The sequence below is a fragment of the Stakelama sediminis genome (assembly GCF_014199335.1).
GTDB lineage: Bacteria > Pseudomonadota > Alphaproteobacteria > Sphingomonadales > Sphingomonadaceae > Sphingomonas > Sphingomonas sediminis.
In genome coordinates, this window is sequence record NZ_JACIJI010000004.1 from 100,662 (window position 1) to 115,786 (window position 15,125).

The window sequence follows — 15,125 nt, forward strand, 5'->3', positions numbered from 1 at the left end:
CTCCTTTGTCAGCGGCGGGTCAGGTCGAAGGCGGCAGTATGGCCGTCCAGTATATTGCTGGCGAGCAGTCGTGCATTCTGCATGGTTTCGCGCACGGCGGTGTGCCCGGCCATCCAGTGTTCGTTCATGGTGCGCGCGGAAAATTCGAAATCGCGGCTACCGCCCTCCCAGGCATTGGCGCGATAGATGAGCTGGACGATGCTGACGGGCCGTTCCTGTGCCTGTGCGCGCAGGGCGACAACGTCGGGATCGTCGGCAAGATCGGGAGGCAGCTTGTCGAGTACCTTGCGGATCGCTTCGCGTTCCTGGCGCAGTTTCAGCCGTTCGGTCGACACCTGCCGGGTACGGCTGGAAAAGCGAATTTCCTTTTCCCGGGCCATCACATCCATGATTGTGCGCGGCATATCGGCATTGGCGGAAAACAGATCCACCTGAAGCACCAGCATAGGTGCATCCTGATTGTCGAGAACATGGGAAAGCGGGGTGTTCGAAACCAGCCCGCCGTCCCAGTAATATCGCCCGTCAATTTCGACCGGCGGTAGTCCAGGGGGAAGTGCGCCCGACGCCATGATATGGCGTGCGTCGAGGCGCATCTCATGCGTGTCGAAATAGCGGAAATTGCCCGACTCGATATCGACCGCGCCGACCGACAGCCGGACCGGGCCGTCATTGAGCAAGTCCCAATCGACCAGCTTGTCCAGCGTTTCGACCAGCGGTGCGCTGTCGTAAAAGCTGAGCGCGTCGCAGGTGCCCGGCGGGCTGAGCATCGGCGGGAAGGGGCGCGGCGCGAAAAAGCCGGGGACGCCAGTGCCGAGCACCATGCCCGCCGACCATTCATGCGCGATTTCGCGGAAAATATCCTGTGGCGGCAGGGGGAAACTGGGGAGCGCCGCCGTGACGGTTTCCCAGAATGTTTCCAGCCGTTCCACCCGGCGTTCGGCTGGGTTTCCGGCAAAGATAGCCGCGTTGATCGCACCGATGGAGATGCCGGCGACCCAGTCGACCGAAACGTCGATATCCGCCAGCGCCTCAATCACGCCGCCCTGAAAGGAACCCAGCGCGCCGCCGCCTTGCAGAACCAGTGCAACACAATCGGGAAGCGGCAGGGCATCGCGGCTGTGCCGGCGCGAGCGGGGTTCCATATCGGCCATGACCAAGCAAGTGGCGCTTGTTGTGCGCTGCATCAAGCAGCGGCGGCAAAAAAACTATATTATGACGTGAACATGACGCATGATGTCTGCGACACTGCCTGCGGACGGGAGAATTCCATGCGCCTCGACGATCTCGATCCCACCCGAAATGCGCGTGACCTAGGTTCGGGCGGGCGCGCAGGTCGCGGAGGCGGCGGCAATCTGCTGCTGTCGCTTCTGCCGATGTTGCTCGGTCGAAAAATGGGAGCGGGGACGATTATCATTCTGGCCGTCGTCGCGATCGGCTGGTTCGTGATGGGCGGCGGTGGCGGGACGCAGGATGCCATGCAGGGCGTCGGTCCGGCATCCGTCGGGCAGCAGCAGGCGACAGGCGGCGCGCCGAAAGCGTGCGACACGGCGGAAGAACTGTTCGCCTGCCGCGTGATGCAATCGACGGACATGACGTGGGAAGCGTTGTTCGCAAAGGAACCGGGCTGGCCGCGCTATACGCCCGCGACGATCAATTTCTATCGCGGCGGCGCGCAGTCGGGTTGTGGCGCCGCGCAATCGGCAATGGGGCCGTTTTATTGTCCTGCCGATGACGGCGTATATCTCGACACCAGCTTTTTCGACGAACTCAAATCGCGCTATGGCGCGGGCGGCGATTTTGCGCAGGCTTATGTCATCGCGCACGAAATGGGCCATCACGTTCAGGATTTGCTGGGCACTTCGGGTCAGGTGCATGATGAGCAGCAACGGCTGAACGCGGTGCAGGGCAACCGGTTGTCGGTACGACTGGAATTACAAGCGGATTGCTATGCCGGGGTATGGGCGGCGCAGAATCGCGACCGGCTCGATCCCGGCGATGTCGAAGAGGGGATGCGTGCGGCCAACGCCATCGGTGACGACACCCTGCAGCGTGAGGCGCAGGGCAGGGTGATGCCCGACAGCTTTACCCACGGCACCTCGCAGCAGCGGATGAAATGGCTGCGTACCGGGCTGAACAGGGGCGATCCGCGCGCCTGCGACACCTTCTCCGGCGATATCTGAACCGCCCGGCGCGACAGGCCGCGGGCCTGACGCAATCATGGTTGCATCGGCCCGAAACTGTGGGTAATGGAGCGATCCCCGGCCAGGTCCGGGAACCGGATGGGGCCGTAGCTCAGTTGGGAGAGCGCTGCAATCGCACTGCAGAGGTCAGGGGTTCGACTCCCCTCGGCTCCACCATTCCCTTAGTTTTCAGCATTGTTTCAGCGCTGCCTGCGTTGGATAAATCCGCCTTGCCTCGCTCCCGTCAACAGGTAGAGAAGGCGGGTCGTTTCAGATGGAGAATGAAGGAATGCGCGTCCTTACCGTCATACTGCTCACCGGCGCCTTTGCGCTGGCGGCCTGCAACACCGTGGAAGGAGTCGGCAAGGATGTCGCTTCGGCCGGAAACACCGTGGCGAAGACGGCGAACAAGGCGAAGTAAGCCCGGAACCTTGCCGGGGTAAGCGCTTTTCCACAATAGCTATGACCGACAACGCGATACCGGCTGCAACCCTGATCCTTATGCGGGAGCGGGGGCAGGCGCCGCCGCACCTGCTGATGGTGGAGCGGGCCCGGACCATGGCGTTTGCCGCGGGTGCTGCGGTGTTTCCGGGCGGGCGTATCGATCCGGGCGATCATGCGCTGGCGGAAATTCTCGCGCCGCAAATGTCCGATGCGGCTGCACGTATCGCCGCTATCCGCGAGACGATTGAGGAAGCGGGGCTTGCCCCTGCGATAACGCCGTTGCTCTCGCAGGGTGAAATTGCCGGGATGCGGGCAAAACTCCTTGATGGTGCACCGCTGGGCGAAGTGCTTGCGCACGATGCCCATATCGACCTTTCGGCGCTGACGCCGTTTGCACGCTGGCGTCCCGACCTTGAGCTAAGCCGGGTTTTCGATACGCATTTCTTCATTACCAAATTGCCAGGCGAGACGGCACAAAATCCGCAAGCGGATGGCAGTGAGACGGTCCGGCTGTTCTGGACCAGCGCAAAAGATGCACTGGCGGCGGCGGATCGGAAACAGCTTTCGGTTATTTATCCGACCCGCCGCAATCTGGAACGGCTGGCTTTGTTCGACAGCCACGCCGATGCGGTTGCGGACGCCCATGCCCATCCGGTGCGCACGATCACGCCCTGGCAGGAAAGCCGGGAGGACGGCGCCTATCTCTGCATTCCCGACGATCTTGGCTATCCGGTAACGGCCGAGCGGCTGGAGCGGGTGCGGCGCGGATGATCCTCCTGCGCAGGGCGATCAAGGGACTGGCGGGGATACTGATGTTGCTGGCGATCGGGTTCGCGTTGTACGCGTTCCTACGCAATCGGCCGCAGGACGTACCATGGACGCCGCTCGACCTTGGCCAGCATACCGGATTGTTCACCGGTCGGAAACTGGCGGCGCTGGATACGGATTTCGCCGAATGTCGGGCGCTGCTGGACAAGGCGGGTGTCCGCTACTCTGCCCTTTCCCCTGCGGGTAAGGGAGGATGCAGCTATGCGGACGGCGTGCGCCTGCATCCCGGTGGCCCGGATGCTATCGCCCTTTCACCATCCGAAGCGCGGATGTCCTGCCCGGTCGCAGCCGGATTGCTGATGTGGCAATGGAATGTGCTGCAACCAGCCGCGCAACGCTATTTCGGCAGTCCGGTCGGGCGCATGCTTCACTATGGAACCTATAGCTGCCGTCGTCTCTATGGCCGCGCCACCGGCCCGTGGAGCAAACATGCCACCGCCGATGCGATCGACGTGGCGGGGTTCGTGCTGAAGGACGGCACGCGGATCACGGTCACGGGTGACTGGGGCGGGAAGGGCGTGAAGGCACAATTTCTGCACACCGTGCGCGACGGGGCATGCGGCCTGTTTTCGACCGTGCTGTCGCCCGACTATAATCGGGCGCATCACGATCACCTCCACCTCGATCAGGCCAGACGCGGAGCGTTTGGTGGTCGTGTATGTCGTTAGAGTTCATCTGAGAAACCGGCACCGGCCCGATACCGTACATGGAAATTCGCCTGAAATGCGAACTTCCAAACAGACTCTCAGGACTGGCTTGCCCTAAACCGCTCTAGTTCGGCAAGGCGTTGGCATCGACCTTCTCCACCCAGGCAGGGAAGAAGGCGGGTTGCCGACCCGACCAGCCTGCCGCCGTCGCGGCGGCTTCGCTGATCGATTGCAGCAACTTGCGCCGCAGGTCCGGATGAAGGTGCGGTAAAGCCGCCGCCGCGCAGAACGCCGCAGGAAGCCATGGCCGGACCTCTGCCCCGACCAGCCGCTCATACAGAAAGCGATAGGCCGAAAAGGTGGTTAACCGACCCTGTCCCAGATCGAATGCGGAAACGGTGATCAGCGGCGCCATGAACGGCTCGATGGCATCCAGGCCGCTGTCGTCGGGAATGATCGCGCGCAGATCGGGAAGGCGGTCATAGATGCGGGCCTGAGCACGGATGCTGGCCGCTTCCACCACGTCGCGCGACCAGCGTTCCAGCGCATCGTCGCGATCCAGACCGATATCGAGCGACCTGCGGATATAGCGCTGGGTCGCTGCGCTGAAGCTTGCAAACTCCTTCATTTCAGCAAGCGTCATGGCGCCTTCCGCTGGTTTCATTCGAGAACTCATAACCTGCTCCACCCCCCGGTATAGCCTGCCGGATACTATGGACGAAACTGGTTAACAGAATGCTGAACCGTCCGTCGTCCGGCATTCAACATCGGACCATAAAAGGTGCTGCGATGCAACAAAGGTTGCGATGAACCGAGTGAGGCGCATCAATCCGATAGTGGTGCGCGGTTTTTGCGCAACAGTTGGTTTCGGCTGTAACTGCCGGGCCTAATCCGCCGTGAACTGCACAAAGGCATTGGCGACCCAGCCGGAGGCGCAGGGGCCGGCATAGTCGCGCGGGCTGTCCAGTCGTGCCGAAACGCCGCAATCCTGATCCGGTTCTCCTGTTGCGGGGCGGACGACGACACCCAGCCAGCGCTGATCCATCGAGCGGGTGCAGATGAACAGTTTGCGGCCCGGTTGCAGCACGGCGATCTGCTTTGCGTCGCTGAACGGCGCGGTGCGCAGCGGCAACGTGCCGTTGTCGGGCAGGGTCGCAACGGTACCGTTGATCGCGCAGGCGGCAAAGCCGGGGCCGTTTTCGCCGATGCGTATCGGTCGCGTGCCGGGCGACAGGGTGGTGTCGGCGAAATTACCCTGAACGGTGTCGGTATCGTTGCCGATCGGCTGAACATTGTTGCAGGCGGAAAGCAGCAGCAAAAGTGCGGGAAACAGGATGCGCATACCCCACTTCTAGGGAAGCAACGGGGATTTGACGAGATGCCTTTACCGATGCGGCGGGATCTGGCTACCATCCATCCATGGTTCAGGGGTTTTCAGGTAGTTAACGTTCATGACAGTGAAAAAGATCAGCGCCGCTATGCTGGCGGGCGCGCTGGCGGCGTGTTCCGGCGCGTCGAGTCAGCAGTCCATTTCGGAACAGACCGACGAGTCCGCACCGGCCGTTTCGCCGGTGCTGGAAACACAGGATGCGGAGGACGTGCACAGCTATGCCGTGCCGTCACAGGCGCGGGTCACGCATGTCGCGCTGGATCTGGCGGCGGATTTCAGCGCCCATGTGTTGCGCGGAACGGCGACGCTGGACGTGCAGGCAGCGCAGGGCGCGCGGCGGATCGTTCTCGATACGAAGGACTTGCAGATCGCGTCGGTGACTGACGGGCATGGTAAGGTGCTGCCGTGGAAGCTCGGCGCACAGGACAGTATGCATGGCGCGCCGCTGACGGTCGCGCTCGACAATACGCGGCAGGTACGGATCACCTATCAGACGTCGCCCGGCGCGGTGGCGCTGCAATGGCTGACCCCCGAACAGACTGCGGGAAAACAATATCCCTATCTGTTCAGTCAGGGAGAGCCGATCCTCAACCGTAGCTGGATACCGACCCAGGACAGCCCCGGCATTCGCCAGACCTGGGATGCGTCGATTACCGTACCCGAACCGCTGACCGCAGTGATGAGCGCGGAGATGCTGACGCCGGAGGGGGAGGCTGTGGCGGGCAATCGCCGCCGTTTCCGCTTTCGTATGGACAAGCCGGTCGCACCGTATCTGATCGCGCTTGCGGTCGGCGACCTGAAATTTCAGGCGACGGGGCCGCGCACCGGTATCTGGACTGAACCGGCGATGCTCGACAAGGCGGCCTATGAGTTTGCGGGGCTGGAGAAATTCGTCGATGCGGCGGAAAGCCTGTACGGCCCCTATCGCTGGGGCCGCTATGACCTGCTGGTGCTGCCGCCCAGCTTCCCCTTTGGCGGGATGGAAAATCCGCGTCTGACTTTCGTCACGCCGACCGCGATTGCGGGCGACCGCAGTCTGGTCAGCCTGATCGCGCATGAACTGGCGCATAGCTGGTCGGGTAATCTGGTCACCAATGCGACATGGAATGATTTCTGGCTCAATGAAGGCTTCACCAGTTATTTTGAGAACCGGATCATGGAAAAACTCTATGGCCGCGAGCGCGCGGCGATGGAGGCGGACCTTGCCTGGTCGGACATGATGCAGGCAGTGAATGAAGCAGGCGGTCCGCAGTCGCCGATGACACAACTGCACCTGAACCTTGGTCCCGATGTCGACCCGGACGACGGGATGAGCGGCATCGCCTATGACAAGGGGGCGACCTTCCTGCGCACGATCGAGGCGGCGGTGGGGCGGGAGCGGTTCGACCGCTATCTGCGCGGCTATTTCGACCGCCATGCATTCGAGCCGCAGACGACTGCCGGTTTCCTGAAGGATATTCGCGCCCATCTTTTCAAGGATGATCCGGAAACGGCGAGCCGGATCGGGCTGGATCAATGGGCGTATCAGCCGGGCATTCCGGCGAATGCCGTGCATGTCCATTCCCAGGCGTTCAAGGCGATGGATATGGCGGCGCAGGATTTCGCCAACGGCGGCCTGATTGCATCGGTGCCCGACGATGTGACCACGCAGGAACGCGTGCGCTTCCTGAACCAGTTGCCGCGCATGCTGCCGCACGAACGGCTACAGGCGCTGGATGGCCGGTTTCATTTTTCGCAAACCGGTAACAGCGAAGTGCGCTTTGCATGGCTGATGCTCGCACTCGGCAATCGCTATCAGCCTGCGGTGGCGTCGGCGCAGCAGTTCCTGACATCTCAGGGAAGGCGCAAATTCGTGGCACCGCTTTTCCGGGAACTCGCCGATCAGGGCGCGTGGGGGAATCGGATTGCGCGGCAAATTTATGCCAAGGCGCGTCCCGGATACCATTCTGTAACGTCCGGAACGGTGGATCAGATCCTCGATTGGAAAGCCGTTACGGACTAGTCATCGTCTGCGAAACACATTTCGTCGTAAAAGGTTCCGATGAACGGTGTGCAGGGGTTCCAACCCACGGCGCAGTCTGCTTAGCAGGGGGCATCAGATAATTTCAGAGCCGTGGGGGGTTCATGAATTTTGGACGTTTTGCAGCGCGTTTCGCGCTGGTGGGATCGCTTTGCCTGGCCACCATCGTGCCGGCCCAAGCCAAGTTCTGGCAGTGTGTTCCGTTCGCGCGTGAAGTTTCCGGTGTCGATATCCACGGAAACGCGCTGACCTGGTGGAACAAGGCCAAGGGCCTGTATCAGCGCGGTGATGCTCCGGAAGTCGGTGCGGTCATGTCCTTCGCGCCGGTCGGCAAGATGAAGCTGGGCCATGTCGCGGTCGTTTCCGAAATCGTCTCCAACCGCGAAGTCCGCCTGACGCACGCCAACTGGTCGGTGCGCGGCAAGATCGAATATAATGTCCGCGCCGTCGACGTATCGCCGGACAACGACTGGAGCGAAGTAAAGGTCTGGTACGGCCCGATCGACGCGCTGGGTTCGACCACCTATCCGGTCAACGGTTTCATCTATCCGGATGCGGGCCCCGATTCACAGCAGGTGGCCGACGGCACGAACTATGCCGACAAGCCGGTTCTGGATAACGGGCTGGACCGCGAACACGCCATGGCGTTTCACGACTGATATACGGCATTGCCGCCGCCCCATTGGCAGCAGTGCATGAAAGACCGAAGGGCCGTTTCCCGATCATGAGGGAAGCGGCCCTTTTGCGTTTCACGTCTTTTTGAAGAGCATAGCCGCCCCGTTCATGCACCAGCGTTTGCCGGTCGGCGGCGGGCCGTCGTTGAATACATGGCCCAGATGCCCGCCGCAGCGGCTGCAATGCGCCTCGGTACGCACCATGCCGAGCGAGGTGTCGCGCCCGGTCAGCACCGCGCCGTTCAGATGCGCCCAGAAACTCGGCCAGCCGGTGTGGCTGTCATATTTGGTTTTTGACGAATAGAGCGGCTGATGGCACCCGGCGCAGAAATAGGTGCCTTTTGCATAATTTTTGTCGAGCGGGCTGGAAAAGGGACGCTCCGTCCCGGCCTTGCGCAGAATGTAATATTGCTCGGCGGTCAGCCGTTTCTTCCATTGCGCATCGGTCAGGGCGACGGGATAGCGCTTTCTGGCGCTTGCGGCGGTGCTGCCGAATCCGGTGGCGAGCATGGCGGTACCGATGGCGCTATAGGCGAGAAACTGGCGACGATTGCTGTGCATGGCGATGGTCCCGACTGAAAGATACTCCTGCGCAAGATTCGAACGAAACCCGTAAAAAGTTGCACCTGCTGTGCAGTTTTTCCGTCAATAGCGACTGAGTTCCGCCGGCAGGCTGCGATAGCCGTGGACGAAACAGGCCGCGACGCGGGTCGGTTCGCCGGTGACGTTCACGCGCAATCGCCGCTTCGCCATTTCCTCCAGCAGAATGCCGACCTGTAGTTCCGCCAGCCGCGCACCGACGCAGCGATGGATGCCGTGGCCGAAGGACAGATGCCGTCGTGCGTTGGGGCGATCGACGACGATCCGGTCGGCATCCGGCCCGAACACGCTCTCATCGCGATTGGCGGAGATATACCAAAGCGCCAGCTTGTCGCCTTCGCGGATATGCTGTCCCATCAGTTCGGCATCTTGCGTCGCGGTGCGGCGCATATGGGCAAGCGGCGTCTGCCAGCGGATGATCTCACTCACCGCATTGGGGATGAGATCGGGGTTTGCCTCCAGCTTTGCGCGTTCGTCGGGATACTGGTTCAGGCCCCAGGCATAGGCGGACATGGAATTGCGCGTGGTATCGTTGCCGCCGACGATCAGCAGGATCAGATTGCCGAGGAATTCATACTGATCCATGTGGCTCATCGCGTTGGAATGGATCATCATGCTGATCAGATCGGGGGTCGGCTCCTTGCCGATTTTCCGGTTCCACAGATTCTGGAAATAGGCGCCGCATTCGAACATATGTTCCAGCCGCTGCTGGCGCAGTTCGGGGGTCTTCACCAGTTCGATATCGCCCGCCCAGTCGGACCAGAAGGTCAGCTTGCGCCGGTCCTCCCAGGGAAAATCGAACAGGATGGCGAGCATCTGGGTGGTCAGCTCGATCGATACCCGGTCGACCCAGTCGAATCCCTTGCCGACGGGCAGCTCGTCGAGAATCTCGGCGGTGCGGCGGCGGATGTCGGCGCTCATCCGCGCCATTTCGCTAGGTGTGAAGGCAGGCGCTACGGTACGGCGCTGGCCGGTATGCTTTGGCCGGTCCATGGCGATGAACATCGGCAGTTTGACATCCGCTTCCGGCTCGACATCGGCGAGCACGATGCCGCCCGCTTCGGAGGAATAGATGTCGGGAAGCGATTCGATCTCGACAATCGGACGATAGGTCGAGACGGACCAGTACGGGCCGAAATCGCTATGCTCGCAGCGATAGACCGGCGCTTCGGCACGCAGGCGGGCAAAGGGTTCCTGCCAGCAATCGTCGCGATACAATTCGGGGCGGCTGACGTCGAGCGGATCGACGGCCGCAGGCGATGCTGGCGCGTCCACGGAAGTTGCCATGGTTCCTCTCCGGTATATTTGCGAAGAGGAGACGACGTATTGACACTAATGTCAATACGTCGTTCGGTCAGGTACGGCCCAGCAGTGCTTTCCAGCGGAATTTGGGGCCTGCCGACTGCAATACACCGCGCCGGAACAGCCGCGCGCCGATGGTGATCGAAAGCGCTACCCACAAAAGCTGCCACCCGATCGCCAGCAGATGCGGCCACCAGGAGGCGGACCGTGCGCCATAGGCCAGCATCGCGAAGGGCGAACTGAACGGGAAGATTTCGGCGATCAGCGCCACCGGCTGATCGGGAACCGCCACCGATGCGGATGCCAGCCCCAGCATCGCCATCTGGAAAATGGTGATCGGCAGCGACAGCATCTGGATTTCGCGCGGGGTGGAGGCTTGTGCGCCGACGCCCAGAAATACGGTGCCGAGCAGCAGATAGGCCATGGTGAAATAGAGGAAGAACAGCGCGAAAAAGGCGGGCAACCCGATGGCAGGACGCATCGCCGCCATCCTTGCCAAGGTATCGGGCGGCAGAAACGATCCGACCAGCAGCGCAAGCGTGCCCCAAAAGGCGATGAATACCATCGCTACGCCGTACATGCCGATCAGCTTGCCCAGAAACACGCTTTCCAGCCGGACCGAGGCGGCGAGGATTTCGATGACCTTGTTCGACCGTTCCTCCGCCATGGTGCCGACCGTCTGGCCCGACAGCATCAGGGTGAGGACGAACAGCGCGGTCACGGCGAAGAAGCCGGTGGCGGATTTACCGCCGATCGAGCTGCCTTGCCGTGCAATCTGCACGAAGTCGGGCTTGCTCAGCGGGCCGGTCAGCCCGTCGGTTTGTTCGCGCACCACCTGTTCAGCGATCTGCGCGAGATAGCGCGCGCTGCGCGAGGTCTTGTTGCGTTGCAGGATTTGCGGCTGCGCCAGCGAGCCATAGAGCACCGCCGGAACGTCATGCTTGTCCTGCTTCAGCAGCGTTTTCGCCTGTGCGGCGGGATCGGCGGCCGGGGATTCGATTTCCAGCTCCGGCGGCCTGGCGTCGCCGGAGAATAAGGGGCGCAACTGCTTGTCGACGGCCATGAAACGTTGCGCTGTCGCGCCGTCGACAATCGCGTAGATACGCTCCTTGGCATCGGCGCTCTTGCCGACCATCGCACCGCCGACGCCGCCGACCGCGCCGAACCCGATCATCAGCAGCGGCGCGAGCAGGAACAGGAGGAAGGTCGGCGTACCGACCATGGCGAAGAAGTCGCGACGGGCGACGGTCGCGGTGTCGCGCACCATTCGGGTAAGGTTGCTCATTCCATTTCCTCCGCGGCTTCGCGGCCGACAATCTTGACGAAGGCATCGTGCAGCGAGGGGCGCTCGATCGACAGACCGGAAATGCCGTGACCAGCCTCGATCAGGCGGACCAGCAGCGTTTCCACGCCTTCATCGGGCATGGTGAAACGCCATTCCTCGCCTTCGCGCTGCGCGTCGGCTGGCAGCAGTGCCTTCAGCCCCGCGCCGTCGTGATGCGGCGTATAGTGCACCTGCATGGGCAGCAGCGCGCGGGCGTCGGCAACCGTGCCTTCGAATCGTCGCCTGCCGCCCGCGATGATCGCCAGCCGGTCGCACAACCGTTCGGCATGGGCCATGACATGGGTCGAGAACAGGATCGTCGCGCCGCGATCGCGTTCCTTGATCACCAGCGCTTCCAGCCGTTCCTGATTGACCGGGTCCAGCCCGGAAAAAGGTTCGTCGAGGACCAGAAATTCGGGTTCATGTACGACTGAACCGAGGAGCTGGACGAATTGCGCCATCCCCTTGGACAGTTTCTTGATCTTGGAATCGATGGCATGGCCCAGTCCGGCCTCTTCCAGCATCACCGCCGCGCGCTCGCGCCCGGTTTTCCAGTCGAGACCGCGCAACGCGCCCATGAATGCGATTGCCTCTTTCGCTTTCATGCCGGGATACAGCCCGCGTTCTTCGGGCAAATAGCCGACCCGGTCGCTGATATCGCGCGGATAGGCGTTCCCAAGAAGGGTCCGTGTGCCGCCGTCCGGTTCGATGATCCCCAGCAGCATCCGCAGGGTCGTCGTCTTGCCCGCCCCATTGGGGCCGAGCACGCCGTAAATCGCGCCCTTCGGCACGGCGATATCGACGCCCTGCACGACCCGCTGGCCGCTGAAAATCTTGACCAGTCCGTGCGCTTCGAGCGCGTATTGATCCCCCACATGCCCTCCTGTTGCGTGTCGCGGCATCCGGAAAAAGCTGCCGCGCAAATCGCGCCCGCCTGTGGTAGCGGGGAGGGATGGGTGAACACAAGCCATTGGAATCGCGGATCAAGGATAAGGCGGCGGAACTGGGGTTCGTCGCCAGCGGCATCGCACGCGCCGATGCTGCTCCGAAAGCGGGGGAGCGCCTGCACCAATGGCTTGCCGAAGGGCGCCATGGCGACATGATCTGGATGGAGGAACGGGCGCATCATCGCGCAAGCCCGGCCGGGCTATGGCCCGATGTGCGCTCCGTCATTGCGCTGGGAATGAGCTACGCCCCGACAGGCGATCCGCTGGCGCTGGCGGACGATGGGGAGGTCGGGCGCATTTCCGTCTATGCGCAGGGCAAGGATTATCACGATGTCGTCAAAAAGGCGCTGAAGGCACTGGCGCGCTGGTTGGTGGCGGAGGCCGGATGCGAGCTGAAGGTATTTGTTGATACCGCGCCGGTGATGGAAAAGCCGCTGGCGGAGGCCGCCGGGCTGGGCTGGCAGGGCAAGCATAGCAACCTGGTCAGCCGCGAGCATGGAAGCTGGCTGTTCCTGGGCGCGATCTACACCACCCTTGATCTGATGCCCGATGCGCCGGGACGGGACCGGTGCGGTTCCTGTTCGGCATGTCAGCAGGCGTGCCCGACCGATGCCTTTCCCGCGCCCTATCGGCTCGATGCCCGGCGCTGCATCTCTTATCTGACGATCGAACATGCCGGACCGATACCGGATGAGTTTCGTGAGGCGATCGGCAACCGCATCTATGGCTGCGACGATTGTCTGGCGGTGTGTCCGTGGAACAAGTTTGCGCAACAAAGCGCAGCCAATCAGGCCTTTGCAGCGAGGGAAGGCATGGCGGCACCGAAACTGGCGGAGCTGCTGGCGCTCGACAACGCGGCGTTTCGCGAGCGGTTTCGCGGTTCCCCGATCAAGCGGATCGGGCGCAACCGGATGGTGCGCAACTGCCTGATCGCGGCGGGAAACAGCGGCGACCCGGCATTTCGCGAGCAGGTGGTCGCCTTGTGTGAAGATGCCGACCCGGTCGTCGCCGACGCCGCACGCTGGGCATCCATGCGCCTCTGATGGTAGGGCGGATCGACATTCAGAAGATGATGTGGCGAAAATGGTGGATTTTCGAGACCCGGCGCGCAGCGTACTTTCAGTACGTGAGCACCGGAAGCGCGGAAAGCCGCCTTTTGCAGGCCATCAGGGCTGAATGTCGATCCGTCCTAGCGCCTGCCCTTGCTGTGGGTGAGGGCCGCCACGCAACTGGCACGGTCGATGGGACTGCCGTCGCGCTGACGCGTGTCGATATAGCGCACCGTCGGCTGTCCGTGCCCGCCGTCCGGGGGGTAGAGATAGGCGTCGAGCACGCAGATCGCGCTGCCGAATTGCAGCTTGCGGCCATAACCCTCGGTGACGTCGGCAATGGGCCTGCCGAACAACCGCTCCAGTTGATCGGCATCCTTGCCCATGACCCGCTCCAGCCCGGCGGTGCTGTATGTCTGACGCGGCGGCGGCTGTTCGGCGCGCGGCGGGATAATATTTCCGCTGCTGCAACCTGCAACCAGAATGCCGGCGCAACAGGCGGTAATAATCCCTTTCATCGCATTGACCCCGGATATCGCATTTTTTTTCGTACTGCGTTCCAGCATGGCGGGGCAGCGTCCGCAAGGGCCAAGTCCATCCGGTCAGCCTGTCCGGCCCACCGACCGGCGCTTGCGCCGTGCCGCCGCCGCCCTTAGGGGCCGTCCATCGGAATTTCAGGAGAAACATGTGACCACCCCCCGTTACGATGTCGTTGCGATCGGCAACGCGATTGTCGATGTGCTTGCCCAGGCGGATGACCAGTTCATCGTCGATGAAGGCATGGCCAAGGGTTCGATGCAGCTCGTCTTTTCGCCCGAAGAGGCGGACGCGCTCTATGCCAAGATGGGACCGGGCCGCGAAGTCAGCGGCGGATCGGCGGCAAACACGATTGCGGGCATCGCAGCGCTGGGCGGTCAGTGCGGCTTTATCGGCCAGGTGGCGCAGGATGAGCTGGGCGAGATTTTCGCGCACGACATTCGTTCGGTCGGCATCCATTTCGACACGCCCGCCCGCGAAGGCGCGCCGACCACGGCACGCTGTCTGATCTTCGTGACGCCGGACGGTCAGCGCACGATGAACACCTTTCTGGGTGCGTCGCAGTTCCTGCCGCCCGAAGCGCTGGACCCGAAGCTGATCGAGGACGGCGCAATCCTCTATCTCGAAGGCTATTTGTGGGATCCCGAAGAACCGCGCGCGGCAATGCGCAAGGCGATCGAGATTGCCCGCGAGGCGGGGCGGCGCGTGGCCTTCACCCTGTCGGACGTGTTCTGCATTTCGCGCCATGGCGACGATTTTCGCAAGCTGATTGCCGACGGGCAGGTCGATATTCTCTTCGCCAACGAAAATGAGCTTTACGCACTGGCCGAAAGCGAGGATTTCGAGGCGGCGGTCGCGAAGATCGCAGCGCAGGTTCCGCTGCTGGTCGTGACCCGCAGCGAAAAGGGCGCGATCGCGATCAAGGATGGCGAGCGTGCGCAGGTCGCCGCCGAGCCGATCGAAGCGGTGGTCGACACCACGGGGGCGGGCGACCTGTTCGCCGCAGGCTTCCTGCACGGGCAGGCGCATGGGCATTCGGTGGAGGACTCGCTGCGCATGGGGGCGATCTGCGCGGCCGAAATCATTTCGCACTATGGCGCACGGCCAGAGGTCGATCTGAAAAAGCTGATGGCTGAAAAGCTCGGCTGAGCCAAGCGCCCGACGCGGCAACAAAAAAGGCCGG

16 protein-coding genes and 1 tRNA gene are annotated in these 15,125 nt (G+C 62.5%); 9 read left to right on the top strand and 8 right to left on the bottom strand.

The window, feature by feature from the left end; all coding sequences use genetic code 11:
* Positions 1–8: 8 nt before the first annotated feature.
* Complete coding sequence (locus FHR23_RS11490; protein WP_184004090.1) at positions 9–1,151, bottom strand: patatin-like phospholipase family protein; 1,143 nt, start codon at positions 1,149–1,151, stop codon at positions 9–11.
* A 117-nt stretch (positions 1,152–1,268) separates the two neighbouring features.
* On the opposite strand from FHR23_RS11490, the gene ypfJ reads away from it, so the two are divergent.
* The 5 genes from ypfJ to FHR23_RS11515 all read left to right on the top strand — a co-directional run bounded on the left by ypfJ (position 1,269) and on the right by FHR23_RS11515 (position 4,120).
* Entirely contained in the window at positions 1,269–2,180 is a 912-nt protein-coding gene (gene ypfJ, locus FHR23_RS11495; RefSeq protein ID WP_184004092.1) for a KPN_02809 family neutral zinc metallopeptidase, read from the top strand.
* A 101-nt stretch (positions 2,181–2,281) separates the two neighbouring features.
* Positions 2,282–2,357, top strand: a tRNA-Ala gene (locus FHR23_RS11500).
* 112 nt (positions 2,358–2,469) lie between these two features.
* Positions 2,470–2,601 (top strand): entericidin A/B family lipoprotein, encoded by a 132-nt coding sequence (locus tag FHR23_RS11505; protein WP_184004094.1) that lies wholly within the window; start codon positions 2,470–2,472, stop codon positions 2,599–2,601.
* A 41-nt stretch (positions 2,602–2,642) separates the two neighbouring features.
* On the top strand, positions 2,643–3,395 hold the full coding sequence (locus tag FHR23_RS11510; RefSeq protein WP_184004096.1) for an NUDIX hydrolase: 753 nt from the start codon (positions 2,643–2,645) through the stop codon (positions 3,393–3,395).
* Positions 3,392–4,120: an extensin-like domain-containing protein gene (locus tag FHR23_RS11515; protein WP_184004098.1), complete on the top strand. Its 729-nt coding sequence runs from the start codon at positions 3,392–3,394 to the stop codon at positions 4,118–4,120. Before FHR23_RS11510 ends, FHR23_RS11515 begins: the two co-directional genes overlap by 4 nt.
* A gap of 103 nt (positions 4,121–4,223) precedes the next feature.
* Here the strand turns inward: FHR23_RS11515 and FHR23_RS11520 are convergent, their stop codons facing one another.
* Complete coding sequence (locus tag FHR23_RS11520) at positions 4,224–4,775, bottom strand: hypothetical protein (protein WP_184004100.1); 552 nt, start codon at positions 4,773–4,775, stop codon at positions 4,224–4,226.
* 210 nt (positions 4,776–4,985) lie between these two features.
* Positions 4,986–5,441 carry a hypothetical protein gene (locus tag FHR23_RS11525; protein ID WP_184004102.1) on the bottom strand — a complete coding sequence of 152 codons (456 nt, stop codon included), beginning with the start codon at positions 5,439–5,441 and terminating at the stop codon, positions 4,986–4,988.
* A 109-nt stretch (positions 5,442–5,550) separates the two neighbouring features.
* On the opposite strand from FHR23_RS11525, the gene FHR23_RS11530 reads away from it, so the two are divergent.
* Together FHR23_RS11530 and FHR23_RS11535 are read left to right on the top strand one after the other, a co-directional pair.
* Complete coding sequence (locus FHR23_RS11530; RefSeq protein WP_184004104.1) at positions 5,551–7,491, top strand: M1 family metallopeptidase; 1,941 nt, start codon at positions 5,551–5,553, stop codon at positions 7,489–7,491.
* 122 nt (positions 7,492–7,613) lie between these two features.
* Positions 7,614–8,168 carry a CHAP domain-containing protein gene (locus FHR23_RS11535; RefSeq protein ID WP_184004106.1) on the top strand — a complete coding sequence of 185 codons (555 nt, stop codon included), beginning with the start codon at positions 7,614–7,616 and terminating at the stop codon, positions 8,166–8,168.
* 90 nt (positions 8,169–8,258) lie between these two features.
* On the opposite strand, the gene msrB is transcribed toward FHR23_RS11535, so the two are convergent.
* The 4 genes from msrB to FHR23_RS11555 all read right to left on the bottom strand — a co-directional run bounded on the left by msrB (position 8,259) and on the right by FHR23_RS11555 (position 12,311).
* Positions 8,259–8,744, bottom strand: coding sequence for a peptide-methionine (R)-S-oxide reductase MsrB (gene msrB, locus FHR23_RS11540; protein WP_184004108.1), 486 nt, complete (start codon positions 8,742–8,744; stop codon positions 8,259–8,261).
* A gap of 84 nt (positions 8,745–8,828) precedes the next feature.
* Positions 8,829–10,070 (bottom strand): cytochrome P450, encoded by a 1,242-nt coding sequence (locus tag FHR23_RS11545; RefSeq protein ID WP_184004110.1) that lies wholly within the window; start codon positions 10,068–10,070, stop codon positions 8,829–8,831.
* Positions 10,071–10,137: 67 nt separating this feature from the next.
* Positions 10,138–11,370, bottom strand: a complete 1,233-nt coding sequence (locus FHR23_RS11550) for an ABC transporter permease (protein WP_184004112.1) — start codon at positions 11,368–11,370, stop codon at positions 10,138–10,140.
* Positions 11,367–12,311 (bottom strand): ABC transporter ATP-binding protein, encoded by a 945-nt coding sequence (locus tag FHR23_RS11555; RefSeq protein WP_184004114.1) that lies wholly within the window; start codon positions 12,309–12,311, stop codon positions 11,367–11,369. The genes FHR23_RS11550 and FHR23_RS11555 overlap by 4 nt, the downstream gene beginning before the upstream one ends.
* 50 nt (positions 12,312–12,361) lie before the next feature.
* Between FHR23_RS11555 and queG the strand changes: the two genes are divergently transcribed.
* Positions 12,362–13,399: a tRNA epoxyqueuosine(34) reductase QueG gene (gene queG, locus FHR23_RS11560; RefSeq protein ID WP_184004117.1), complete on the top strand. Its 1,038-nt coding sequence runs from the start codon at positions 12,362–12,364 to the stop codon at positions 13,397–13,399.
* Positions 13,400–13,545: 146 nt separating this feature from the next.
* Here queG and FHR23_RS11565 read toward each other — a convergent pair whose 3' ends face one another.
* Positions 13,546–13,923 (bottom strand): hypothetical protein, encoded by a 378-nt coding sequence (locus tag FHR23_RS11565; RefSeq protein WP_184004119.1) that lies wholly within the window; start codon positions 13,921–13,923, stop codon positions 13,546–13,548.
* Between the two features lie 169 nt (positions 13,924–14,092).
* Between FHR23_RS11565 and FHR23_RS11570 the strand changes: the two genes are divergently transcribed.
* Positions 14,093–15,091, top strand: coding sequence for a PfkB family carbohydrate kinase (locus FHR23_RS11570; RefSeq protein ID WP_184004120.1), 999 nt, complete (start codon positions 14,093–14,095; stop codon positions 15,089–15,091).
* The last annotated feature ends 34 nt before the right edge of the window (positions 15,092–15,125 follow it).